The sequence below is a fragment of the Peribacillus sp. NPDC096447 genome (assembly GCF_044762725.1).
Lineage (GTDB): Bacteria > Bacillota > Bacilli > Bacillales > DSM-1321 > Peribacillus.
On the sequence record NZ_JBIWEV010000006.1, the window covers coordinates 269,542 to 292,044 of the forward strand.

At 40.3% G+C, this 22,503-nt stretch carries 29 protein-coding genes and 1 pseudogene; 26 read left to right on the forward strand and 4 right to left on the reverse strand.

All coding sequences use genetic code 11. The features are described from left to right. Nucleotides 1-14 precede the first annotated feature (14 nt). The 3 genes from ACIQZD_RS20965 to modA all read left to right on the forward strand — a co-directional run bounded on the left by ACIQZD_RS20965 (nt 15) and on the right by modA (nt 2,791). Complete coding sequence (locus tag ACIQZD_RS20965) at nt 15-614, forward strand: DedA family protein (RefSeq protein ID WP_402906060.1); 600 nt, start codon at nt 15-17, stop codon at nt 612-614. A 104-nt stretch (nt 615-718) separates the two neighbouring features. After that, nucleotides 719-1,888: an MGDG synthase family glycosyltransferase gene (locus ACIQZD_RS20970; RefSeq protein ID WP_402906062.1), complete on the forward strand. Its 1,170-nt coding sequence runs from the start codon at nt 719-721 to the stop codon at nt 1,886-1,888. A gap of 102 nt (nt 1,889-1,990) precedes the next feature. Then, on the forward strand, nt 1,991-2,791 hold the full coding sequence (gene modA, locus ACIQZD_RS20975) for a molybdate ABC transporter substrate-binding protein (RefSeq protein WP_402906064.1): 801 nt from the start codon (nt 1,991-1,993) through the stop codon (nt 2,789-2,791). A gap of 203 nt (nt 2,792-2,994) precedes the next feature. Here modA and ACIQZD_RS20980 read toward each other — a convergent pair whose 3' ends face one another. Next, nucleotides 2,995-3,480 (reverse strand): VanZ family protein, encoded by a 486-nt coding sequence (locus ACIQZD_RS20980; RefSeq protein ID WP_402906066.1) that lies wholly within the window; start codon nt 3,478-3,480, stop codon nt 2,995-2,997. 109 nt (nt 3,481-3,589) lie between these two features. Between ACIQZD_RS20980 and ACIQZD_RS20985 the strand changes: the two genes are divergently transcribed. From ACIQZD_RS20985 to ACIQZD_RS21030, 10 genes are all read left to right on the forward strand, one after another. After that, nucleotides 3,590-3,961 carry a hypothetical protein gene (locus tag ACIQZD_RS20985; RefSeq protein WP_402906068.1) on the forward strand — a complete coding sequence of 124 codons (372 nt, stop codon included), beginning with the start codon at nt 3,590-3,592 and terminating at the stop codon, nt 3,959-3,961. Beyond that, a complete protein-coding gene (locus ACIQZD_RS20990; protein WP_402906070.1) occupies nt 3,958-4,404 on the forward strand; it encodes a hypothetical protein in 447 nt (148 codons plus the stop codon). Before ACIQZD_RS20985 ends, ACIQZD_RS20990 begins: the two co-directional genes overlap by 4 nt. Before the next feature lie 93 nt (nt 4,405-4,497). Then, nucleotides 4,498-5,019 (forward strand): GrpB family protein, encoded by a 522-nt coding sequence (locus tag ACIQZD_RS20995; protein WP_402906072.1) that lies wholly within the window; start codon nt 4,498-4,500, stop codon nt 5,017-5,019. Nucleotides 5,020-5,032: 13 nt separating this feature from the next. Then, on the forward strand, nt 5,033-5,572 hold the full coding sequence (locus ACIQZD_RS21000) for a GrpB family protein (protein WP_402906074.1): 540 nt from the start codon (nt 5,033-5,035) through the stop codon (nt 5,570-5,572). Further along, nucleotides 5,553-6,161, forward strand: coding sequence for a YdbC family protein (locus tag ACIQZD_RS21005; protein ID WP_402906076.1), 609 nt, complete (start codon nt 5,553-5,555; stop codon nt 6,159-6,161). Before ACIQZD_RS21000 ends, ACIQZD_RS21005 begins: the two co-directional genes overlap by 20 nt. A 104-nt stretch (nt 6,162-6,265) precedes the next feature. Further along, nucleotides 6,266-7,021 (forward strand): AAA family ATPase, encoded by a 756-nt coding sequence (locus tag ACIQZD_RS21010; RefSeq protein WP_402906078.1) that lies wholly within the window; start codon nt 6,266-6,268, stop codon nt 7,019-7,021. A gap of 190 nt (nt 7,022-7,211) precedes the next feature. Then, a complete protein-coding gene (locus tag ACIQZD_RS21015; RefSeq protein WP_402906080.1) occupies nt 7,212-7,592 on the forward strand; it encodes a GntR family transcriptional regulator in 381 nt (126 codons plus the stop codon). Continuing rightward, nucleotides 7,589-8,275, forward strand: a complete 687-nt coding sequence (locus ACIQZD_RS21020) for an ABC transporter ATP-binding protein (protein WP_402906082.1) — start codon at nt 7,589-7,591, stop codon at nt 8,273-8,275. Before ACIQZD_RS21015 ends, ACIQZD_RS21020 begins: the two co-directional genes overlap by 4 nt. Next, nucleotides 8,272-9,105, forward strand: coding sequence for a hypothetical protein (locus ACIQZD_RS21025; RefSeq protein ID WP_402906083.1), 834 nt, complete (start codon nt 8,272-8,274; stop codon nt 9,103-9,105). Before ACIQZD_RS21020 ends, ACIQZD_RS21025 begins: the two co-directional genes overlap by 4 nt. Nucleotides 9,106-9,133: 28 nt before the next feature. Beyond that, a complete protein-coding gene (locus ACIQZD_RS21030) occupies nt 9,134-10,366 on the forward strand; it encodes a hypothetical protein (protein WP_402906085.1) in 1,233 nt (410 codons plus the stop codon). 292 nt (nt 10,367-10,658) lie between these two features. On the opposite strand, the gene ACIQZD_RS21035 is transcribed toward ACIQZD_RS21030, so the two are convergent. Both ACIQZD_RS21035 and ACIQZD_RS21040 read right to left on the reverse strand, forming a co-directional pair. After that, nucleotides 10,659-11,858: an MFS transporter gene (locus ACIQZD_RS21035; RefSeq protein ID WP_402906087.1), complete on the reverse strand. Its 1,200-nt coding sequence runs from the start codon at nt 11,856-11,858 to the stop codon at nt 10,659-10,661. Between the two features lie 13 nt (nt 11,859-11,871). Beyond that, complete coding sequence (locus ACIQZD_RS21040; RefSeq protein ID WP_402906259.1) at nt 11,872-12,291, reverse strand: MarR family winged helix-turn-helix transcriptional regulator; 420 nt, start codon at nt 12,289-12,291, stop codon at nt 11,872-11,874. A 313-nt stretch (nt 12,292-12,604) separates the two neighbouring features. Between ACIQZD_RS21040 and ACIQZD_RS21045 the strand changes: the two are divergent. Then, nucleotides 12,605-12,976: pseudogene (locus ACIQZD_RS21045) on the forward strand (VOC family protein); the annotation flags it as partial. A 3-nt stretch (nt 12,977-12,979) separates the two neighbouring features. Here ACIQZD_RS21045 and ACIQZD_RS21050 read toward each other — a convergent pair. Continuing rightward, nucleotides 12,980-13,627, reverse strand: coding sequence for a DUF6944 family repetitive protein (locus tag ACIQZD_RS21050; RefSeq protein ID WP_402906089.1), 648 nt, complete (start codon nt 13,625-13,627; stop codon nt 12,980-12,982). 189 nt (nt 13,628-13,816) lie between these two features. Between ACIQZD_RS21050 and ACIQZD_RS21055 the strand changes: the two genes are divergently transcribed. The 12 genes from ACIQZD_RS21055 to ACIQZD_RS21110 all read left to right on the forward strand — a co-directional run bounded on the left by ACIQZD_RS21055 (nt 13,817) and on the right by ACIQZD_RS21110 (nt 22,502). Further along, nucleotides 13,817-14,254 (forward strand): DUF4306 domain-containing protein, encoded by a 438-nt coding sequence (locus tag ACIQZD_RS21055; RefSeq protein WP_402906261.1) that lies wholly within the window; start codon nt 13,817-13,819, stop codon nt 14,252-14,254. Between the two features lie 194 nt (nt 14,255-14,448). Then, nucleotides 14,449-15,096: a pentapeptide repeat-containing protein gene (locus ACIQZD_RS21060; RefSeq protein ID WP_402906091.1), complete on the forward strand. Its 648-nt coding sequence runs from the start codon at nt 14,449-14,451 to the stop codon at nt 15,094-15,096. 223 nt (nt 15,097-15,319) lie between these two features. Beyond that, nucleotides 15,320-16,006, forward strand: a complete 687-nt coding sequence (locus ACIQZD_RS21065) for a VOC family protein (RefSeq protein WP_402906093.1) — start codon at nt 15,320-15,322, stop codon at nt 16,004-16,006. Nucleotides 16,007-16,164: 158 nt separating this feature from the next. After that, nucleotides 16,165-16,740 (forward strand): glycerol-3-phosphate 1-O-acyltransferase PlsY, encoded by a 576-nt coding sequence (plsY, locus tag ACIQZD_RS21070; protein WP_402906095.1) that lies wholly within the window; start codon nt 16,165-16,167, stop codon nt 16,738-16,740. A gap of 84 nt (nt 16,741-16,824) precedes the next feature. Continuing rightward, nucleotides 16,825-18,105, forward strand: coding sequence for a family 8 glycosyl hydrolase (locus ACIQZD_RS21075; RefSeq protein ID WP_402906097.1), 1,281 nt, complete (start codon nt 16,825-16,827; stop codon nt 18,103-18,105). 45 nt (nt 18,106-18,150) lie between these two features. After that, nucleotides 18,151-18,546, forward strand: a complete 396-nt coding sequence (locus ACIQZD_RS21080; protein WP_034310729.1) for a VOC family protein — start codon at nt 18,151-18,153, stop codon at nt 18,544-18,546. 679 nt (nt 18,547-19,225) lie between these two features. Further along, nucleotides 19,226-19,426 (forward strand): DUF3311 domain-containing protein, encoded by a 201-nt coding sequence (locus ACIQZD_RS21085; protein ID WP_063595989.1) that lies wholly within the window; start codon nt 19,226-19,228, stop codon nt 19,424-19,426. Continuing rightward, complete coding sequence (locus ACIQZD_RS21090) at nt 19,423-20,898, forward strand: sodium:solute symporter family protein (RefSeq protein ID WP_402906100.1); 1,476 nt, start codon at nt 19,423-19,425, stop codon at nt 20,896-20,898. The genes ACIQZD_RS21085 and ACIQZD_RS21090 overlap by 4 nt, the downstream gene beginning before the upstream one ends. Continuing rightward, entirely contained in the window at nt 20,895-21,023 is a 129-nt protein-coding gene (locus ACIQZD_RS21095) for a hypothetical protein (RefSeq protein WP_402906102.1), read from the forward strand. The genes ACIQZD_RS21090 and ACIQZD_RS21095 overlap by 4 nt, the downstream gene beginning before the upstream one ends. Before the next feature lie 94 nt (nt 21,024-21,117). After that, entirely contained in the window at nt 21,118-21,372 is a 255-nt protein-coding gene (locus tag ACIQZD_RS21100; RefSeq protein WP_402906104.1) for an alpha/beta fold hydrolase, read from the forward strand. A gap of 86 nt (nt 21,373-21,458) precedes the next feature. After that, nucleotides 21,459-21,821: a thioredoxin family protein gene (locus tag ACIQZD_RS21105; protein WP_371748549.1), complete on the forward strand. Its 363-nt coding sequence runs from the start codon at nt 21,459-21,461 to the stop codon at nt 21,819-21,821. 174 nt (nt 21,822-21,995) lie between these two features. Further along, nucleotides 21,996-22,502 carry an RrF2 family transcriptional regulator gene (locus ACIQZD_RS21110; protein ID WP_402906106.1) on the forward strand — a complete coding sequence of 169 codons (507 nt, stop codon included), beginning with the start codon at nt 21,996-21,998 and terminating at the stop codon, nt 22,500-22,502. Nucleotide 22,503: the final 1 nt, after the last annotated feature.

The window sequence follows — 22,503 nt, forward strand, 5'->3', positions numbered from 1 at the left end:
ATTCTGGGGGTATTATGAATATAGATACGCTTTTACATTTTATTGAATCATATGGATACCTGATCATTTTTCTTTTTTTATTCTTCGGCATTGTGGGAGTGCCTGCTCCAGAAGAATCACTTCTATTTCTAATTGGGGTGTTGGTTGTCCAAGGTAAGCTCTCAATGGGTTTGGCAATGCTGTGTGCAATTCTCGGCGCTTTTATCGGAATGCTTGCAGCTTATGCATGCGGAAAATATGTGGGGTATCCATTTATAAATAAATTTGGAAGATTCATTGGGATTACGACTGAACGCTGGGAGAAAGCAAAGAAAAACTATACGGATAATGCACAAAAAACCTTAGTATTGGGATTTTATATTCCGGGAATAAGACAAATTAGTCCATATTTCGCAGGAATTTCATCTATACCCTTTCGGAAATACTTCCTATTTTCCCTAATAGGCACTATACTCTGGACTGTCCCTTTTATAGTGGCCGGTTATTATGTCGGGGATGCTTTTAATGTTAATCCCCAATATGTTCCATATTTAGGGCTTGTATTTTTAGTTATTTTTGTACTATATGTTACTATCAAATATATTAAAAAGAGAAAACAAATGTCCAAAAGTTGAGTCGGCTCCTTATTATAAAAAGTTGGAAATTTATTGTAAGAGGAAAATATCTTGAACTATATATTTCGTATTTTCAGAATGATTTCTTAGGAGATGACACATATATGAAGAAGAAGATTTTGTTTTTACCTCTCTTTCGAATGCAGTCGGGACATCATCAAGTTGCAGAGGCATTAATGGATATGTTAAAAAAGCATTCAAATGGGATTATTTATAAGAAAATCGATCTAATCAGTTATACCAATACCTCTCTAGAAAAAATCATTGTAAATAGTTATCTTACATGGATCCGTTATGCGCCGGAAACCTATAATCTTGCCTATAAGAATCTGTTTTATGTGCACACGCCAAAGGAACGGATATTTAAGTGGTATCAGCAACTATTCATGAATAAATTGGAACAATTGATAGCAGAAGAAAAGCCTGATTTAATTGTGTGTACACATGGTTTCCCTTCCTATCTTTTAAGTCAGCTAAAGATGAAAGGGAAGTGCAGCACACCGGTTATAAACGTGTACACGGACTACTTTATTAATAATGTGTGGGGAAGCGAAGGGATAGATGCCCATTTTCTTCCTAGTCAAGAAGTAAAAGAAAAGCTGATGAGTAAGCGTCAAATACCAAAACAAACGATGATGGTCACTGGCATCCCCGTGCACGAGGAAATCACTAAAAATGCCCGTGTCCAAAGAAATACAGCACGGCCCAAAATTTTGATATCCGGAGGAAATAGCGGTCTTGGAGGGATTTTGAACTTAGGTGATGAGTTAAAGAATTCAACCGACTTTGATTATTTAGTCCTTTGCGGAAATAACAACAAGCTTTATGAAGAAATCGAAACATGGTACTTACCACATATCAAACCATTGCCTTATATCTCATCAAGGTCTGAAATGAATAAGCTTTATGAAGAAGTTGACGCAATCGTTACGAAACCGGGCGGTGTCACGATTAGCGAAGCATTGCGAAAAAGGCTTCCCATTTTTGTTCATTCCAGGCTTCCCGGGCAGGAGGAAATTAATCTACAATATTTAAAACAACAAGGACTTGTATTTAAACTTAATCAGAAAACGCCTTTTGAAAAACAATTGCTGAGTATATTGAAGGATCAGAAAAAAATGAAAAAGTGGAACACAGCCATAGAAGCTTATCATAAGGAAATAGAGTTGGAGAAACCTGAGGGAATAGTGGAGGTCATGAAATTGATCCTTAATCTTAATCAAAATGGTACACCTTCCTATCTAGCCCGACAGCCCAAACTTCTTTATAGCTGAGATGCATGGTGTTCTCACTGATGTACCTAAATGAAAGAATGAATACGGAAGGCTGCTGAATTAGCAGCCATCCTAAAATGAAAGGTCGGAAGAAGAGTGACTTTGAAAAAAACATACCTTATGATTTTTTCGATCATGCTGCTTGCGGCAGCGGTCGCAGGTTGTTCAAATGATGAAGCGGAAAAAACGGAAATGAAGGCGCAAGCCGGAGATAAAGTGGAATTGACGGTTTCCGCAGCTGTAAGTTTGCAAGATGCCTTAAATGATATAAAGATGTCTTTTGAAAAAGAGAATGCAAATGTAGAAGTTCATTATAACTTTGGAGCCTCTGGAGCTCTTCAGCAGCAGATATCCCAAGGCGCACCTGTTGACCTGTTTTTCTCAGCTGCAGAAGATAAATTTGATAAATTAGTAGAGGAAGATCTTATTGAAGAGAAAAACGGAATCGATTTAGTTGGCAATGATCTGATGCTGGTGGTGCCAAAGGATTCCAAAAAGGAAATCAGATCGCTGGAAGACCTTACAAAGGCCGAAAAAATTTCGATTGGCACTCCAGAGTCTGTACCGGCAGGGCAATATGCGAAACAAACTTTGGAAAACATGAACCTCTATAAAGAGGTTGAAGATCGATTGGTATATGCAAAGGATGTCCGGCAAGTGCTTACATATGTGGAAACGGGAAACGTGGACGCAGGCCTCGTCTATAAAACGGATGCGCTCAACTCATCGAAGGTTGAAATCATTGCAGCAGCCCAGGCAGGTTTACACGATCCGATCATATATCCCGTCGGAATGATCAATGACCTGAATCATGATAAGGAAGCCAAGCTATTCTATGACTATCTCCAAACGGAGGACTCCATGAAAATCTTTGAAAAATATGGATTTAAAAATTTGAAATAACCACCAATCTGGTGGTCTTTTTTTTATGCATCTGCAGTAATATTTGGCATATTTTCCTTTATATTGAATCCTTGTCTCACTTTAAACGTAAGAATTAAGGACATGCATGTATTCATCACTCAACTAAAGAGGGTAATTTGACCTACACGTCAATAATTCGGCAGCTGCGTGAAAGTAACTTGTGACAAAAGAAGGACAGCAAATTACTGTCCTTGGGCTTGACTGTAAATGGTTCCATTCTTTTTGAAAACTGTGTAAAACAGCTTAATCGGCAGGTATCCTATAATCCCACCAAGAGTATTCAGGATCATATCATCGGTATCAAAACTTCCTAATTCAAATAAAAGCTGAAGAACCTCATAGGTGAAGCTAAAACAGAATGTTGCAATGAAGATCGATCTGAGTTGGGAAAACCTTTTTGATAATAATGTAAGCATCAAGCCAAATGGTATAAAACCGATGATATTCCCCACTATATTCTCAATCCGGATGGATGTATTTACATCCGCTAAGAACAGGTAATGGAAAATAGTTTTAAAAGGGATGAAGTTATGGGAACCCCAATAGCGGCCATTGAAGGAAAAAATAATATGACCATTCAATTCGGTTATCGAGAGGGTTTTAAATAAAATGAGCTTTGTAAGGATTAATAGATAAAGAACCATAAATAACGATAATAAAATTTTCATGATACAACTCCAATATTAAAGTAGGAAATATTTATCATTTTATTATAAATGGTATATGATGAGTTTAATGTAATATTTTACAAGTTTTTTAGGGCGAGGAGGGGTAAAAGTGGAGGAAGCAATAATTGATCTTCTCATTGCAGTCATGTTAATTATTGGTTTCACATACGGCCTCATTAGGCAATTTAGACATTGTGTCAGTATCAGGAACGGAAATAAGTCGGAGTATGTACATTACAAGAGGGTATTGATTGGAAACTACCTGATTTGCCTATCCTATTCGGGTTTTCTTTTTTCTTATATTTTGAATTCATTACTATCATCCCGTATTATACCGGCTTCATTTATTACAAGTGATAATACTAGTTTTTGCTGTTTTTGTTTTCTTGCCATTCTATTAATCGCTAAATTTGGGATTATTCCAAAGGAAAATGAACAAGTTGAATTACAAGAATACATAGTTGAGAAAGAGGAAATATGAAGAAAATTTCGCTTACCTTATTAATCGTATGTATATCATTCACTTTTCTACTGAATTTTGCCATGCCTGAATTTGCTGGCAAAATGAAAGATAATATAAGGTCCATGAATATCCTTTATTCATACAGTGTCACGAAATCATTTTCGGAACAAGCCCAAAATACGATCGAACTGGCATCCGTGCCTTCAGGGAAAACCGAGACCAGGAATGCCGATTTTCGAAGTGATGTTAAGCTTGAGGGAACGCCGCTGAATATTAAAGGTGTAGTGAAAGAGAGCTTGAACAAGCCCCAAGATTATAAAATTAAAGAAAAATTAACCGGTCCCGAAAAAGGGTTTTCATCCCGGAAATATTATCTTACCAGAAATTATGATAAAGGAAGATATACAGTCATCCGGACGAATAAAATAACGGGAAAAGAAAAGGTGTATGTCGGAACTTAATATGAGCCGAGCACGCAAGATCCTTTCGTCAAATGGTCACGTGATGAAAAATGATGGCTGACAATACCATTTCATGAAAAGTTGAGTGATTATATGGGACAAACAGTGGAGATCGAGGATTATAACCCTAATTGGGTTAGTGAATTTCAACAGGAAAAAGCGAGGATAATGAAAGTTTTAAAGAACGATTCCCTTTGTGTTGAGCATATTGGAAGTACTTCCGTCATAGGGTTGGGGGCAAAACCGATTTTGGACATCATGGCTGGTGTACAGCAATTAGATGAAGCTGACACGTTCATTGAACCATTGAAATCGATTGGGTATGAATTTGTCCCGCATAAGGAGTTTCCCGAAAGGCGTTTTTTTAGAAAAGGCCAATGGAGAGCGGGGACACATCATTTGCATATCTATAGATTCGGAAGTGAACAATGGAAGAATCAACTTTCATTCAGGGACTATCTTAGAAGCCATCCTGACGTACGGAAACAATATCAGGAATTAAAATTATCCTTAGCTCAAAAGCATCCTGGGGATATAGTGGAGTACACGAAAGCGAAAGCTCCATTTATATTAAATGTCATGAAGAATGCGAAATATCTAAAGGAACGTACATGAAAGGGAGGCATACATGAGAAAGGTCGAGGTTGTACCATATAAGAAAGAATGGTCTAAGCTATTCCATGATGAATGCCAAAAATTAGAGGATATTTTCGGGCCTGAATTGATAGATTTATACCATATTGGCAGTACGGCCATACCGGCCATCCATGCCAAGCCAGTAATAGATATTTTGGCAGTGGTTAAAGATGTGGAATGTGTGGCTGATTTTAATAAAGAGATGGAAGAGATAGGGTATGGTGCCAGGGGCGAGAACGGAATCGCCGGACGACGGTTTTTTCGTAAAGGCGGGGATGAAAGGACGCACCATATTCACATGTTTCAAAAAGGACATGAGGAAATAGCCAGACACCTCGCTTTTCGGGATTATTTGCTATCACACCCTGATGAAGCAAAAAAGTATAGTAGGCTGAAGCAGCGCTTGGCAGCGGAATTCCCAGATGATATCAAAGGATATGTAAACGGGAAAAATGATTTTATCAAAAAGGTTGATGAAAAAGCGAAACATTGGGCGAAGCGTGGTGATCATCATGTTAATGAAGTGGATTAAATGCCAAGTGACTGAGGAAAACAAGCGTTCATTTTCAAAAGCGCAAGAGGGATGGGAGGAATTGCGCCATTGTGCTGGTTTCATGGGTCAAATCGGAGGGTGGAATAGATATGAACCCTTTGAAGCAGGCGTTCTCTCCTTTTGGAAAGATCTCCATGCCTATCAAAGTTTCATGCAGCATCAGCATGATGCAATATTCGCCAAGAGTGGCCAGGGAAGTACTTATACAAATATTTCAGTCGATATATTCGAGAGTATATTCAATATAGGATCAACAGACATTACAGCTTTTTTTGGCAAGGGGAAATTACTGCGAGTGGCTGACTGTTCTGTTGAAAAGGATAAACATGCCCGTTTTGAGCAGGTGCTAAAAGAAGTAGGGAGCAAGGGCATGCTGTCTGGCACATTCGGTAGTAAAAGGCAAAACGGCAGATACCTTGTCGCCTCAATATGGGACAGTGAATATTCACATCAAAGGTATTCGGATAAGGAATTGCCTGCCCTGATAAACGAATCGGGAGTGAACGTTTCAATCCATGGCATTACAGGAAGTTTAATTGAATTGCATCCAAAGTGGGTGGTCATTTAGAATCGAACATTATCAATCTATCAATTTGGGCTATGGCGTCTTGGATTGGAACGTTAAAAGAAAATATCAGAGCTCTATATATATTCTACAGAAGGTGATTACAAATGAAACTTGATTATGATTCACAGTATATCAGGGGCATCTACCTGAATAGAGACCGAATATCTTCGTATGACCATTTCCCTCTTGATCTGCCGGTTATCAAGCACCTTCAAGAAGTGGATTTTCATCCCAGTGTTACCTATGTTATCGGGGAAAATGGAATGGGAAAGTCCACCTTGCTTGAAGGTATTGCGATTGCGTATGGCTTCAATCCGGAAGGCGGAACGTTGAATTTCAATTTTTCCAATTATGATTCACATTCCAATTTGGACGAATACCTCCGTTTGAAAAAAGGCGTGTACAAACCGAAGGATCATTTTTTCTTTAGGGCGGAAACCTTTTATAATTTAGCTACGAATATAGAGGAATTGGACAGGGAGGCATCATTTGGGTCGAAAATCATCGATTCCTTCGGTGGCAAATCACTTCACCAGCAATCTCATGGGGAATCGTTTTTTTCAGCCTTTGTAGAACGATTTCAAGGTAATGGATTGTATATCCTCGATGAGCCTGAAGCTGCTTTGTCGCCATTGAGACAAATATCGATGCTGGCCAGGATAAATGAGCTTGCCGAACAAGGTTCCCAATTCATCATTTCCACCCATTCCCCGATCATCATGGCCTACCCGGATGCTAAAATCCTCCAAATTTCAGATGAGGGAATGAGTGAGGTGACTTTAGAGGAGTCCAATCACTATTTGTTAATGAAACAGTTTTTTGAAGATAAAGATCGTCTGCTTCATCATCTATTTCAATGAGATTTTAGCATCTCCATGAAAAGCAACTAATGAAACCCCCGACTGCACCCGCATTCGGGGGTTTCATTTTTCTGGAATTCATTGTTGACAGCTAAGGTGTATTACGGGTATAGTACATCTATAAGGTGTATGAACCACTTAGTACATACACGCATATCAGACTTTTTTAAATAAATAGGGGGTGGTTTTAATGAACGTAAATACCCGGGAACCGGTATATCTGCAAGTCGTTAGGCATTTTAAAGAACAAATAGCCATAGGCAAATACGTGGCTGGACAGGAAATTCCCTCGCGAAGGGAACTGGCGGCTTCACTCAATATAAATCCCAATACCGCTCAAAAAGCGTATAAAGAAATGGAGGAACAGGGCTTGATTCATACTGAACGAAATTTCCCCAGTCAAATCACGACGGATGAAACGATTTTACAGGCTGTAAGGCAGGAATTGATTCTGGCAGCCGTTGATTCGTTTGTCGATGCGATTCGTCCGATCAATGTACCAGTTGAAGAACTGCTGCGTGTGGTTAAAGAAAAATACTCGGAAGAAATAAGGGAGGAGGAAGAAAAATGATAGAAGTAAAACGGATATCCAAGAATTACGGCCGGAAAAAAATCTTGGATAGTGTTTCTTTTACAGCCAATAAAGGGGAAGTCACGTGTCTGATCGGGATAAATGGTGTCGGTAAAACAACTACACTTAAAGCGATCATGGGATTGACGCCATATAAAGGTGAAATCCTGATCGATGATCAAAAGATGACAAAGGACAGTTATGAAAAAATCACCTTCATACCGGACGCACCGACCATGCTTCCGCAAATGACCGTTAAACAGGCAATGGTTTTCATGTCGGATTTCTATACCTCCTGGAATCCGGAAAGAGCTAACCAACTAATGGGGTTTTTCAAGCTTAAAGAGGAGAATCGCATTTCGGAATTGTCAAAAGGGAATACAGCCAAGCTCAACCTGATGCTTGGTTTGTCCCTTGACGTGGATTATGTACTGATGGACGAACCATTTTCAGGCATCGATATGTTTAGCCGCGAGCAAATCGCCGATGTCTTTGCGAGCCACCTTATTGAAGATAGAGGAGTCATCATCACGACCCATGAAATCGGTGATATTGAACATATAATCGATAAGGTCATTTTATTGGATAACGGTACAGTGCTTAAAGAGTTCAATACCGAAGAAATGCGTGAAGAGGAAGGAAAATCGGTAGTCGATGTAATGAGAGAGGTGTATCAAGCATGATGCGATATATAAAACTAGTGAACTTTGAAATCAACCGTTTCAGTAAAATCTATCTTAGCTTATTGTTGATAACCTTGGTTTCGCAATTTGCTGGAGTGATCATTGTAACGAAGAGTCTTCTTAATGATGCCAGGAAGATCATGTCGGATGAAAGACTATCCGAAGCCGCCTATATTGCGACTTATAATGGCATTGATTTTACCCGAATTGCCAATACCCTCTGGTTTCAAGGACCAATCGCGTTGAGTGCAGTTGCCCTGATTTTTTACATTTTCCTTATTTGGTATCGTGATTGGTTTGGAAAGAATACGTTCATTTATCGCCTATTGATGTTACCGACATCCAGATTATCGATCTACCTTTCAAAAGCCACGGCCATCTTCCTGATGGTGTTAGGATTGATTGCTTTCCAGATCATCATTTTACCAATGGAAAATGCCCTATTTAATTCAAACGTACCGGAAGCGTTCTTGAACATGGAAATGTCTTTTTCAACTATCACGAAAACCAGTCCGATTTTGCCATTGGTCATCCCAAGCACGTTCACGGAATTCCTGCTTTCCTATGGCATCGGTCTTATGATCATGTCGATATTATTCACGGCGATCATGTTTGAAAGGAGTTTCCGCATAAAAGGAATCGTAATGGGCTTGGTGTATTGCGGAATCGCTGCAGCGTTATTTTTAGCTCCCGTTTTCGTAATGGAGATTGGTAAGTTCCATTTTTATCCTTATGAATTACTTGGTCTACAGCTCGCATTCGGAATCATTGTGACAGGACTATCGATTTGGCTTGGTTCTTGGTTATTGAAGAACCGCGTTACCGTATAACAACAACTATTATAGGAGAGTGAACCAGGTGAAACGTTATTTATGCAGCATCATTATTGGAATGGTTGTCATCTTAAGCATCGGGACCTATTATGTCAAAGTAGCTTCCTCTGCTTCCAGCCTTCCAAAGTATACGTTCAAGACGCTGGAAGGCAGTGATAAAGAGCTTGATCCGGTAATCATAAATGCTTCGCTTGATTATGGTCTTTTTTATGAATCATTAACATTTGAATCCAATCGAACAACATATGACATGGAAAAGTCTTACTTGGAGAACTTTTCTGGAAGACAAGATTATCGAATTGATAGATTAATAAAAGAACATCGTTCGTTTATGCGTGGTAAGGGTTCCATCAGTTCTTTATATGAAGACGATGATTTTCTTGCTTACGCTTGGGTGAATAGCGATATTACGAATAACAAGAAAATGGAAGCGGAGTTTGATATCGCTTTACTGGAGAAGAAAGAAGAAGAAGAAACTTCTTTTCAAATCGAACTTCCCGATCAAGAGAGAATCATGAATGCTGATGTCAGGGATGTGCAGTTGATCCATTCAAAACTACAGGTTTTAACGATGAATGATGTGAAATCAAACGATGAGAAGCAAACGAAGGAGGTTCATCTGTATACGATCGATTTAGCTAATAAAAAAGTCTTGAGCGATAAAACCCTTGTATCTGAAACCTTCACTTACCCTAATCAAGTTGATTTCGAGATGCCAATTGATGGTGCTCCCATCCAGCCAAACAACATGGTTTTAATTTCGTTAATTAAAGGGATAAATCATGAGGACGGTTCCTATAAGGATAAGCCAAGTGAAAGCAAACTGTTATCATATCATTATGAAACGGAAAAAATAGAAACGGTTAAATTGCCCAAAAAGGAATCGCTTAGCCTGGGCATGGCGAGATCAGGTTATACGGACGGAAAAACACTTTACCTAATTGATAAGAAATCCGATAATTATCGCATTAAAACGTTTGACCTAAGCAGTCGAACGTTAACGAATGACAAGGAACTGGATGTAGCTGTTAATAAAGAGGAACAATACTTCGCTGCGATTAAGAACGGGCGTGTGTACTTTCTGATAGGCAACGGAGTGGATCAAGTGGGCTCTTTAACATACAAGCCTGCCCAACTTCTAATTGCTGATTTAAAGACTGGAAAGACTTTATATAAAGGTGAAACGGTCATGCAAGCAACAAATAAAAAGAACGGCAAAAAATCTGGCTTTATTATCGAAGACTTGGAAGTAAAATAAGGATCACTATAACTAGAAGCTGTCTCAAAAAGTATAAACTTTTTTGGCAGCTTCTTTTGGTGTAGGTCGAATTATCGGTTGCTAAGGTCGAATTATCGGTCGTTAAGGTCGAATTATTTCCCTGTAGGACGAATTATCGGTCGTTAAGGCTGAATTATTTCCCTGTAAGTCGAATTATGGTTCAGGAAGGCTTAATTTATCCCCAACGACGGACACATTCCAGTGGCAATAAATCGGCTTACTGTTTTACATGAAAAAGGGGATATCCTTCAATAGGATATCCCTTTTTCATTTAAATGGAAGCCAAGTTCGCTCTAGCTGAGCGTTCCTTCTTGCCGTGCAAGAAGTAGTAAAGGACGGAGGTTGCGATGACCAAAACGCCCAGGATGACATAAAGTGTGCTGTAACCTGTTACCGGAATGATGAATCCCAGAATATAAGGGCCGAATCCAAGTCCTGCATCAAGCATGATAAAGAAGGTGGACGTTGCCATCCCCATTCGGTGAGGCGGTGTCAGTTTAACGGCAATCGCCTGCGAGCTTGATTGCATATTACCGAATCCGAGGCCAATGAGGAAACCAGCTGCCAGTAAAGTGAAACTATTGGTTGTCATACTTAGAAGCAGCAAGCCGATTCCGAAAATAATGAAAGCCGGATACATAATGAAGTTCGATCCTTTCCGGTCCATCAATGGTCCTGAGAAAGGACGTGATAACAATACGGCTACTGCGTAAACGACAAAGAAGAAGCTTGCCGTATTGACCAGTTCGATTTCAATGGCATAAAAACTGATGAAAGAAAGGACACTGGAATAACAGAATGCCAATAATAGAGTGATGATTGAGATGGGCAGTGCCTTAGGTTCAATGAAATTGGAAAGCTTGAATCCTTTGCTTTCAGTAACTTTGGCCGTCACTTTCAATGCCGGGACATACAAGAAGAATGCTGTAATCAGGCTGATTACCCCTAAAGCCAGGCAGAAACTGAAAATGACTTGGAAGCTTGTATGTTGAGCCATATACAGACCGATGAAAGGACCGATTGCCGTCGCAAGTGTTGCGCTCATGCTGTAATAGCCGATGCCTTCTCCCTTTCGTGTTGCCGGGATGATCTGGGCGACGATCGTTCCTGTCGCAGTACTCGCCATCCCCATCGCCATCCCATGGATCAGGCGGTTAACAAGCAGGAAGCCAATTCCAAGGTCCACAAAATATAGAAGTGTTGTCAAAGTGAAAAAGATCAAACCTATGAATAATGTTTTCTTACGGCCGATTGAATCAATGAAACGGCCAATGAACAGACGTCCGATCAACGTCCCGATAATAAAAATACCCGATATGAGTCCGGCTTCACTTGTAGAAGCATCCAATTCATTAACAGCATAGATGGCAAGTGTCACCATCAGTAAATAAAAGATTAATGTGATGAAAAAATTGATGGACGAAACGATGACAAAGTCCTTCGTCCACAGTCTGGTTCTGGATTGGTCCATGTTTATTATCTCCTTACTTTATAATGTTATTTCTTATTTCGCCCATGATGCGTATGGCTGCGAGTTGTTCCTCTTCAGTGATCCCTTTCAAGATCTCCTGTTCGTATTGATCGATTGTTACGCGGACTTCACTGTAGACCTTTTTGCCAAGCTCTGTAAGCCGCATTCTTTTTTCGCGTTTATCTTTGCTTGGCACATGCTCGACATACCCCAGTTCTTCCAAGCGGGCAATGGTTCTCGTAATCGTGGGTTTCTCCACACTTTGATAATTGGCAAGCTCTACAAGCGTCGCCGAATCATAATTGAATAAGTAATATAAAATGGACCATTGCGCCCTGTGTAAATCATGTTTGTTCAGCTGGATATTAAGATTATTTTCAAACGGACGGTACAGCAGTAATAATTGCTGAAAGAATTTTTGGTAAGTCTCTATCAGAAACACCCCTTAAATTAAATATATGGTTACCATGAGTAATTGTTACCCTGAGTAACTATAATAACAAAACAAATCCATTCTGTCCACTCGGATTTGTTTTGTTATTTTGATAAAATAAGGGAGAGAGAACGGCAGAATTCACGAGAAAAAGCGTCCAATTCATGAGTAAAAGCGTCAAACTCACGAGTAAAAGGCCGAAATTCACGAGTAAAAGGCCGAAACTCACGAGTAAACGCCCGAAATTCACGAGTAAAAGGCCGAAACTCACGAGTAAAGGCCTAAAAAAGCATCATGAAAGGAGGATGATAAGTTGTCAAAAGGATATCTTCATCATATTGAGCTGAATGTTTCAAATTTAAAGAGGAGCATTGATTTTAGGGGCTGGTTTTTGGACTAGATGGGCTATGAGCCATTTCAGGAGTGGGAAAGCGGGAAGAGTTGGAGATTGGGTGATATGTACATTGTTTTTGTACAAGCCGAAACAAGGTTTCTTAACATTCCCTATCATAGGGGGAGAGTCGGTCTGCTACTTCCCGGCATCATGTTGATGAGATCACCAGAAAGTTAACGGGCAGAGGAGTTGCCATCCTTTAGCCGACAAGCATCCATTCGCCGGCGGATGGATCATTATGCGGTATATTTCGAAGATCCCGATCGGATGATGGTCGAACTCGCGGCCCCATACTCATACGTAATAGTTGGCATAGCTATAATGGCCGTTATGTCCATCTTTCCCTTTCTCTGGTTCGGGTTCTGGGCCAAGTGAAAAAGCATCGATCAATATAAATGCCCCGAAGACCTGGGTCCAGCTGCCTAGTAAAAGAATTTGTTCTCCCATCCGTCGTTTTTCGTTTAAAATGAAGATATTTCCGACCGATTCTAAAAAAGAACCGGCTGCAATGAGTCCATTTCCCTTGATCTCAAGAGAGCGTGAAATGGACTCCTCCGTCAATGATGCCCCGAATGCTTCAAATGCTGCACCTAGTCCTTGGATTCCACTGCCGAGTGCATCGGTTCTGGTGCCCTCTTCCTCTGAACCACTCAACTGCATATCTATTCCAACTGCATTTGCGATATTGCCAATAGCCTCAAGCCAAGCACCGAATATGAAATAGGTTTCCGAACGTTCATTATCCGGGTTCAGCATTTTCGAACGGCCGATTGCTTGCAGCGAATTTCCAACGGCTTCAATGCCATTCCCTTTGAGGACAAGATCTTTTCCCAGGTTAGTCCCCGTTAAAGTTTGCCGGGTTTGCCCGATTGCACCTGCAAGTGTGCCGATGCCAAGTAACCATGCTCCTGAAATAAGGAGGTCATCTCCATGAGTAATCATATCTCAAACGCTCCTTAAAAGTGGTTAGATTATATTATTCAGGAAACAGTGTTTGTTTACATATAGCTTTAAACAGAAAGCTCTGGTTGTTTATCATCCATTTATTGGTATAGTGACAGCTGGAGGAGATGATATTGACATTTAACAATAGCTGCACTTTTCTTTATGGTTTTTACGTTTTGATTCTGGATAGGACCTCGGGAATGGAAGTATTCCACTCATTTCACACAAGTTAATGATGATCAGGCGATGGATGCAGATGATATTTCGAGTTTTGACTATTTCGTGTATGCGGCAAAATTCAAGCCGCTATTTCCACTTCTTATGGTCTTAGCCGCATCGTACTTTATCATACTTACGGGATATATCCTATTCAAAAGAAGTATTAAAGGAATGTCTCTATTCTTGTTGGGATTGGGTTTCCTTTTTCTGCTTTTAAGTGGTTTTGTATCCAATTCCCCGACTGTTGGAGGAAATATCTTTCAAGCATTTTATCTGATAGGCGGAAGGATAGCCATATTAAGTGGGGCTCTATTGCCGGATGCCAAGAGGATTCAATACGTTCATGAAGTAAGCAAGGCTGCCGATGAGGCAGCTTTTTTTTTGTGGAAAGATGACACAAAATAACGAAAAATAATAGTCATTTTAGCGAAATTCTTAGATTGAACTTCACTGAAATGTAGTTTATAGTTAAGTCGAAATTTAGTAGACCAGTTGCTATATTACCGGCGATGAACCCTTATCGGTTGGATATACAGTTAAAAGCAACATCTAAATAAGGGTTATCCAGTGATTGAAGAATAAAGCGAAAAGGTGATAATATGCCAGGCAAAATCAAAATTGAACAGCCAAAGATCCCCCAAGACTTACCCCAAGCGAACTTTCAGGAAATATATTATCAAGATGAGCCTTATCTTGAGTCCTGTATCATAACCAATTGCACGATCGATAGAGAAAAGATGGAAAAAATCGTATTATCACAGATTGTTTTTAAAAATGTGACATTCAGCGATGTATCATTCAGGAATATTGAGCTGACGGATGTCATTTTTGATCATTGCGATTTGACGAATGCCGATTTCATGGGCGGCTCGATTCATCGGGTGGAATTCAAAGAGTCCAAACTTTTAGGCATTAACCTGTCTGACGCAAGTTTAGGGAATGTCTCCTTTGAGAATTGCAACCTGAATTTAAGTGCCTTTGGTTATTCCAGTTTAAAGCAAGTGAAGTTCGATCATTGCTCATTGGAAAGTGCTGATTATTATGAGTGTAAATTCATTAAAGTGAAGTTCGAAACATGCAGATTAAATGAAGTGAACTTTTCACGGACACCGCTCAAAGGAATTGATATTAGCAGTTCTACATTTCAAAGGCTTACCGTTTCACCGGAGGATTTAAAGGGATGCGAAGTGTCCCCGGACCAAGCGATAGTCTTTGCAGCCATGCTAGGACTGAAAATTAAAGAGTGAACCTTTTTAAGATGTAAAATGAGCTAATGGAGAGTAAACTGCGAGATCTTCAATAAAGCTGAAGCAGGGATCACCGATTTGGTGGTCCTTTTTAAGTTATTTGTGGTGAAAACAGGTGAAGTGAATAGAATTATATAGATTTTGAATAGTACGGAATGTTTGCGCAAATCCAGTAATACTTTACAATATTTGTTAGGCGGATTGATATAAGGGGGATTGAACGTTGATTATCAATAAGGTCACTTTGTATAGTCATGTCTGGGATGAAATTCGGAGTTTTTACGTTAATGTGTTAGGATTTGAGTTACTATCGCAAACTGATGATGGGTTTGAAATTAAGGCTGGGGAAAGTGTGCTTGAAATTAAAAAATATCATCACAAAGAAAAGCCTTTCTACCATTTTGCCATGAACATACCGACCAATTTATTTACTTCGGCAAAAGCATGGGCGAAATCAAAAGTGGAATTGACTAGAGAAGATGATGATGACGAAGTTTATTTCAGCTTTTCAGACGCACATTCTTTTTATTTTTTAGACCCTTCAGGCAACATTGTCGAATTCATATCGAGATATTCCGTATCACCCGAATCCGAGGCTGAGTCTTTTTCAGCTCAAAACGTCCTGTGCATCAGTGAAATAAACATTACGACAGATGAAGTCAGGGCTTTGGGAAATCAGTTGATCAGTAATGGTGTACCTGTAAGGAAGGGTGAAGCGATAAGTGAAGGTGGATTGAATTTCATGGGTGAACATGAAGCAGGTTCGTTTTTACTTTTAGGTCCAAGGAAACGGCGTTGGATTTTCTCGGATAAAGAGTCGGAAATCTTTCCGCTTTCGCTAGTCATAAATCAGCAACTTGATATTACATTGGATGGCGAGGGATTAATGGAGCTGAAAAAAGTGGAATGATGTAGATTTATATTTTGGCAATAAACTTCATTAGACAGATTGAATCATGAAAACTAACGCAGAGGCAGGGCTGCCTGCCATTGATGTAACTCCTAAGATGGTTTTGTCATCAGAATTGTAAATGAAAATCTTCAATAATAACAAGAAGAAGGTAATTTATGCTGAACATGATAATTCTCCTATTAAGTTATTTAATAGGTTCCATCCCATTTGCTTTGGTCATCGGAAAATCATTTTACAGTACCCGCGGATATGGGAGTGGAAATCTTGGCGCAACTAATAGTTTTAGGATATTGGGCAAGACAGCAGGGACGATTGTTGCATTTGCTGATTTATTGAAAGGTTTCATAGCCTGCGTAATCCCGATGGCGCTGCATACGAACATTTCCCCTGCACTATGCGGCTTACTTGCGATAATTGGGCATGCCTTTCCTGTTTTCGCGGGATTTAAAGGGGGAAAGGCTGTGGCAACATCGGCGGGAGTGTTTTTATTTTTAACCCCATTAGGTACATTCGTTGCTTGCATGGTATTTTTCATTAGTTTGCTATATTCAAAATATGTATCTCTCAGTTCAATTCTGGGGAGCATTTCAATATTGATTTACAACTTATTATTTGAAGGCAGGCTCATCATTGCACTCTCATCATTCATTTGCTTATTCGTCATCATTTTGCATCGGGAAAATATAAAGAGAATATGGAAGGGCACGGAAGCGAAAGTGGGCAGGAACTAATGATAGCAGGAAAATTACATACAACTATTTATGGTTCGCTCAATATTCTAGTGAATACTGCACCATAACCCAAGGAGTAAAGCCATGAAAAAAAGAAGTTTATTGATAGCGATGGGCTTGATCGTTTTCGGGATCATTGCCACAATAGCGTTGTTGGTTTCTCAAACCAAAAAGAATGAGGTCGCCGGTAAAAAGGAATTTCCCCAGCATACAGTCTATCAAGCGGGTACGATAAAACCTGACAATCTGTCACAGGAGGAAATGGATGCTGCCGTGGCGAATTTTTATGAAAATTGGAAAAATGAATATCTTAAGCAGCCTGCCGATAAAAATGATGAATATTATATTTTTTACAATGATAAAGGATATGCAGAGCCGAAGAACGCAGTGACTGTTTCTGAAGCGCATGGTTATGGGATGATGATAACGGCAATCATGGCAGGCAGCAAGGACAAGCAGTACTTCGATGGGCTTTATCGTTTTTATAAAGCGCATGGAAGTGATAATGACCCTTCATTAATGGCATGGCAGCAAGTAAAGGATAAATCGGGTAAAATCATCAATACGCCAGGGGATGCCGATTCAGCAACTGATGGCGATATGGATATCGCCTATTCGTTACTATTGGCACATCGCCAGTGGGGAAGTGAAGGGGAAATCGACTATCTTGCCAGTGCAAAGGACATCTTGGATGCGATCATGTCGAATGAGATAAATCGGTCGCAGTCCCTGGTTAAACTTGGGGACTGGGCAGAAGATAAAGATGACGCATTCGGACAATCGACTCGTTCATCCGATCTTCTTCTCAATCATTTTAAAACATTTGAGGCGGCAACTGGGAATGATGAATGGAAAGGTGTAACGGATAAGGCTTATGCGATCATTCAATCGATTTATGAGGAGGAAAGCGCCAATACTGGCCTCATGCCGGACTTCATTATACAATCCAAGGAAGAATATCAACCGGCAGAAGCGGACTTTTTAGAAGGGGAGAATGACGGCAATTATAGCTGGAACAGCAGCAGGATCCCTTGGCGCTATACGCTCGATTACTTACTGACTGGTGATGAAAGAGCGCTGCCGCAATTAAAGAAGATGAATGATTGGATTAAAGCGGAAACGGATGGCAATCCTGAAAATATCCAATCGGGTTATACGCTAAGCGGAAAAGCCGCGGAAGAAGGGAATAGTACAAGCTTTGTTGCTCCATTCATGGTAAGTGCCATGGTTGATTCCTCCAATCAGCAATGGATTAACATGTTATGGAATCGGACGATACAGGAACAAGATGATGATGACTATTTTGCCAATACGATAAAATTACAGACAATGATCGTCGTTTCAGGTAACTGGTGGGCGCCATGATTCAATGGAAGAAACTAATTAAAGATGAAAAGGAGTTTGATGAGAATGATGAAGGTCACACCTTTCTTGATGTTCGAAGGTAATGCGGAAGAAGCAATGAATTATTACACATCTTTAATCGAAGGATCGAAAATAACCAGCATTGTTCGGTATGGTGCAAATGAATCAGGTACAGAGGGAAGCGTCATGCAGGCTACCTTTACCTTGAAAGATCAGGAATTTATGTGCATCGATAGCAATGTTAAGCATCAATTTACGTTTACACCATCGTTTTCAATATTCCTTACATGTGATAGTGAAGAGGAAATTGACAGGCTTTATTCGAGCTTAACTGATGGCGGGCAAGTGATGATGCCATTGGGTGATTATTTCTTTAGTAAGAAGTTCGGCTGGGTATCTGATAAGTTTGGTGTTTCCTGGCAGCTTACTCTACCAATATGAATGAAGTGAAAAAGCCACTGGATAGTGGCTTTTTTCAGTTTGTTGGCCAAAGGGGTTCGTAAGTGACACCCCGAACCATGAGGAGCGGACGGTTCGGAAAAAGTGCGTTAACGAATGAAAAAACTTAAACAAGACCTGGTTGTACTAAATGATTTCCACTCCAGGCACTCGCTTTCCGCGGGCGGTCCGGGAGCCTCCTCGGCGCTCTTTGCCTAGACCCCACAGCCGCTTGCGGTGAGGAGGCTTGGCAGACAGTCGGCGGAAAGGGAGCGGATTTCTAAGATCAACTGAATATTTTTTTAGACTGTAGAGGCCCTAGTTCCTTATGAGGGATAAAAAAATTTTTACTTTTTAAAAAAATTTTACTGATTAATAAGGATTCCCCATCAACAGCACGCCGATTTATCTCCGCCAATAAGTTCTGCCTAACTAATTTCCTTGATATATACCCCATTCACTCTTATTGTTTCTGAAGATTCAAACATTGGCATGCGGATTGCTAGATTAAAAGTAATATCACATAGCTGGGGACGGCAGAAAGGGGGACCATGAAACTGCGGCGGATCTGCACTTTATCACGAATGCTTCGCAGGTGATGAATCAACGATATAAAGAAATCAATGTTCGTGTTACTGCCTTTTTAGATTTAGTCAATATCATTAGATAAGAGGAGAATTTCATGAAACCAATTTATTTTCTTTCTTTAATTCCTGTAATCGCTATACTTGGCGGGCCTTTTTGGGCTAATAGTATCGAACCGTATATTCTTGGCATGCCGCTATTTTTTTTCTGGAACTTTTCGTGGCTGATCTTTACCGCTTTAGTCGTTTTTATTATTTATATGCTAGATCCCAAGAATAAAGAGAGGGAAGAGAAATGAATATTGCGATCATCATTATTTTCAGTTTCCTGTTGCTATCACTTTATTTAGGGATTAGGGCTAGAAAAGGCAAGGATATGGACCTTGAACAGTGGACGGTAGGCGGACGCGGGTTCGGTCCTTTCATCATCATGATTTTACTGGCGGGAGAGATTTATTCCACCTCCACTTTCCTGGGCTCCAGCGGGTGGGCATATGGGATAGGCGGTCCGGCATTGTACGGAACGTCGTTCGCAGCATTGGGCTACCTGTTTTCTTACTGGATTTATCCTGCTATTTGGAGCTATGGAAATAAACATAAGCTCATTTCACAAGCAGATTTTTATGTTAAAAAGTACAAAAGTCCATTATTGGGGGTACTCGTTTCAATCGTTGGTGTTTTGGCCCTGGTACCATTTTTGGTGCTGCAATTAAAGGGTCTGGGAATCATTGTTTCGACAACTTCCTATGGTTCGATTTCCCCGACGGTTGCCGTTTGGATCGGGGCTGTTTCAGTTACCGTATATGTGATGATTTCAGGTATCCATGGATCGGTGTGGACAGCAGTACTCAAGGACATCATGATCGCTTTGGTTGCGCTATTTTTAGGGATTTACATTCCGCTTCATTATTTTGGCGGAATCCAGCCGATGTTCGAAGCGGTCAATGCCGTCAAGCCTGATTTCCTGACACTCCCGGATACGGGGATGAGCGCTTCATGGTTTATATCCACGATCATTTTGACGACATTAGGTTTCTATATGTGGCCGCAAACATTCGGTTCTGCATATACAGCAAAAAGTGCAAAGACATTCCGTAAGAATGCGTTCATCCTTCCGCTTTACGGAGCATTATCGGTCGGTGCAATCTTTGTCGGCTATGCTGCCATCATAAAAGTTCCTGGGCTGCAAGGGTCGGATATGGATCTTGCGCTATTGAAGCTTTCGATCAGTACATTCGATCCTTGGTTTGTGGGCGTCATCGGGGCAGCGGGTCTATTGACCGCCCTTGTTCCTGGCTCGATGATTTTAATGAGTTCAGCGACGCTGCTGGCCAAAAACGTGTATCAGCATTTTTCTCCGTCCGCCTCGGATAAACAAATCACGACGATTGCCAAGTTGCTCGTCCCTGTTCTTGCTCTTATTGCCGTGTATTTCACTTTGACTGGAGGAAATACGATCGTGGCCCTTTTATTGATGGGATACAATATGGTGACTCAATTATTCCCATCCTTCATTGCCAGTCTCCTGAAAAAGAACTTCGTGACGAAAGAGGGTGCGTCAGCGGGCATCATTGCCGGTTTAGCTACTGTTGGATATACAACCATAACAAGCGCTGCAATTGGGACGCTTTTCCCTGCATTGCCGCAAGCCATTAAAGATTTGAACATTGGCCTTGTCGCTCTCCTCGTAAATGTGATTGTAATGATTGGAGTCAGCCTTATTGCAAGGAAATTTTCCAAGGACAAAAAAGATGAATTGGAGGCGGCTTGATTATTTGGATTTTAATAGAGGAAACCGGGACGGATGATCAAAAAAGGGTGGCAAAATTTCTATTTGAGGGGACTATGGAAAAACAGCAAATGGCTGAATTCCGTATAGTCATGGAACCTCATTAAGGGGAAAAGTAAGAACTGAAGCGGAAAAATAGAGATAATGCGAGAGAAGAAATCGAATTTTAATTTGGAAGCGGCTAATGAAGGGACCAAATTTTTGAAAACATTTGACTTAGTAGACCAGCTGAATCAAATAACGTGTCCAACATTAGTGGCAGGAGGCTGTCACGATTGGATCAATCCTGTAGAGGCATCGATTCTCATCGCCGAAAAGATTCCTGACAGTGAATTGACCATTTTTGAAAAAAGCTGTCACCATCTTTTCATTGATGAAAATAGGGAATTCATTTCGAGGATTTCCTCTTTCATAAATGAGAGATTTGGACTCCAAGAAAAGGCGGCTTCGCGCTAAGCATAACCGGGCAAGCGTTCGAAAATTTAGGATAAACCGTTTGTGCTGCGAAGGAATTAATTATATATTAATCCTTGAGTACATTAATTCATGGATTAAAGTATGATGATAAGAAAAGCCCGGAGGAGACGATCATGAAAAATATCAATACAGAACAAGAATACCGTGAACAAATCAACCAAGAGGGACTGACGGTCGGGATTTTTACGACTACATGGTGTCCAGACTGCAAACGTTTAGACATGTTCATCGATGAGATCACTCAAGAACATCAAGACAAACAGTGGTTTACAATCGATCGTGACGAGTTCCCTGAGATTTCTGAAGAGCAAACGGTAATGGGAATTCCATCACTATTAGTATTTAAAAATGGGGAAAAGGTTGCACACCTGCACAGTGCAAATGCTAAAACTCCAGAAGCGGTCAATGAATTTCTAAAAGACCTATAAAAGACCTTGAAAAGGTGAACCCCTTATTGTGCTGTAATAGGGGGTTCATCTTTTTTTAGGAATTTTTTCTAGAAATAACTTGATTTCTAAGGTGAAACGGGTTTTAATTATAGATACCGAATATCCATTATGGATATCAAATATCCACATACATACAAAAAGAGGTGAACTGATTTGCAATTAACAAAAGGGGTCGAGCAAGCTATATGCATCATTGTTATACTCTCTACCCAGGATAAAAATGTACCGCTTTCGTCTAATGAGATCAGCAGGCGATTAGAGGTGTCTCCTTCTTATTTGAAAAAAATCATAAGGAAATTGGTCGTAAAACAGATAATCACTTCCGTTCCTGGTAATAACGGCGGCCTTACTCTTGCCAAAAGTGTAGATAAGATTAAAAACCTTGAAATCATTGAGGCGATGGAAGGTCCCATTTCGATGTTTCCGGATACAGGACTTATAGAAAAAGCGTTTAAAGATGGAGAGTATGCAGAGAAAGGGATGGACGTCCTTCGTCGGATGTTTTCTCGGGCGGATCAACTTTTAATAGAGTTCTTTTCCAGTCAAACAGTGGCGGATTTGCTTAAAGAAAGCTTTGGCACCACGGACATACCGACTCTTAATTGGAATACCGGGTCATTGAGTGATGTACTGCGTGAAAAGAAAGGTGAAAAGAAGTGAA

Excerpts from the sequence above, each read along its gene's own strand:
- ACIQZD_RS20965 (WP_402906060.1), top strand. The coding sequence starts at position 15 with ATGAATATAGATACGCTTTTACATTTTATTGAATCATATGGATACCTG.
- ACIQZD_RS20970 (WP_402906062.1), top strand. The coding sequence starts at position 719 with ATGAAGAAGAAGATTTTGTTTTTACCTCTCTTTCGAATGCAGTCGGGA.
- ACIQZD_RS20980 (WP_402906066.1), bottom strand. The coding sequence starts at position 3,480 with ATGAAAATTTTATTATCGTTATTTATGGTTCTTTATCTATTAATCCTT.
- ACIQZD_RS20990 (WP_402906070.1), top strand. The coding sequence starts at position 3,958 with ATGAAGAAAATTTCGCTTACCTTATTAATCGTATGTATATCATTCACT.
- ACIQZD_RS20995 (WP_402906072.1), top strand. The coding sequence starts at position 4,498 with ATGGGACAAACAGTGGAGATCGAGGATTATAACCCTAATTGGGTTAGT.
- ACIQZD_RS21000 (WP_402906074.1), top strand. The coding sequence starts at position 5,033 with ATGAGAAAGGTCGAGGTTGTACCATATAAGAAAGAATGGTCTAAGCTA.
- ACIQZD_RS21005 (WP_402906076.1), top strand. The coding sequence starts at position 5,553 with ATGTTAATGAAGTGGATTAAATGCCAAGTGACTGAGGAAAACAAGCGT.
- ACIQZD_RS21010 (WP_402906078.1), top strand. The coding sequence starts at position 6,266 with ATGAAACTTGATTATGATTCACAGTATATCAGGGGCATCTACCTGAAT.
- ACIQZD_RS21015 (WP_402906080.1), top strand. The coding sequence starts at position 7,212 with ATGAACGTAAATACCCGGGAACCGGTATATCTGCAAGTCGTTAGGCAT.
- ACIQZD_RS21020 (WP_402906082.1), top strand. The coding sequence starts at position 7,589 with ATGATAGAAGTAAAACGGATATCCAAGAATTACGGCCGGAAAAAAATC.
- ACIQZD_RS21025 (WP_402906083.1), top strand. The coding sequence starts at position 8,272 with ATGATGCGATATATAAAACTAGTGAACTTTGAAATCAACCGTTTCAGT.
- ACIQZD_RS21035 (WP_402906087.1), bottom strand. The coding sequence starts at position 11,858 with ATGGACCAATCCAGAACCAGACTGTGGACGAAGGACTTTGTCATCGTT.
- ACIQZD_RS21050 (WP_402906089.1), bottom strand. The coding sequence starts at position 13,627 with ATGATTACTCATGGAGATGACCTCCTTATTTCAGGAGCATGGTTACTT.
- ACIQZD_RS21060 (WP_402906091.1), top strand. The coding sequence starts at position 14,449 with ATGCCAGGCAAAATCAAAATTGAACAGCCAAAGATCCCCCAAGACTTA.
- plsY (WP_402906095.1), top strand. The coding sequence starts at position 16,165 with ATGCTGAACATGATAATTCTCCTATTAAGTTATTTAATAGGTTCCATC.
- ACIQZD_RS21075 (WP_402906097.1), top strand. The coding sequence starts at position 16,825 with ATGAAAAAAAGAAGTTTATTGATAGCGATGGGCTTGATCGTTTTCGGG.
- ACIQZD_RS21080 (WP_034310729.1), top strand. The coding sequence starts at position 18,151 with ATGATGAAGGTCACACCTTTCTTGATGTTCGAAGGTAATGCGGAAGAA.
- ACIQZD_RS21085 (WP_063595989.1), top strand. The coding sequence starts at position 19,226 with ATGAAACCAATTTATTTTCTTTCTTTAATTCCTGTAATCGCTATACTT.
- ACIQZD_RS21090 (WP_402906100.1), top strand. The coding sequence starts at position 19,423 with ATGAATATTGCGATCATCATTATTTTCAGTTTCCTGTTGCTATCACTT.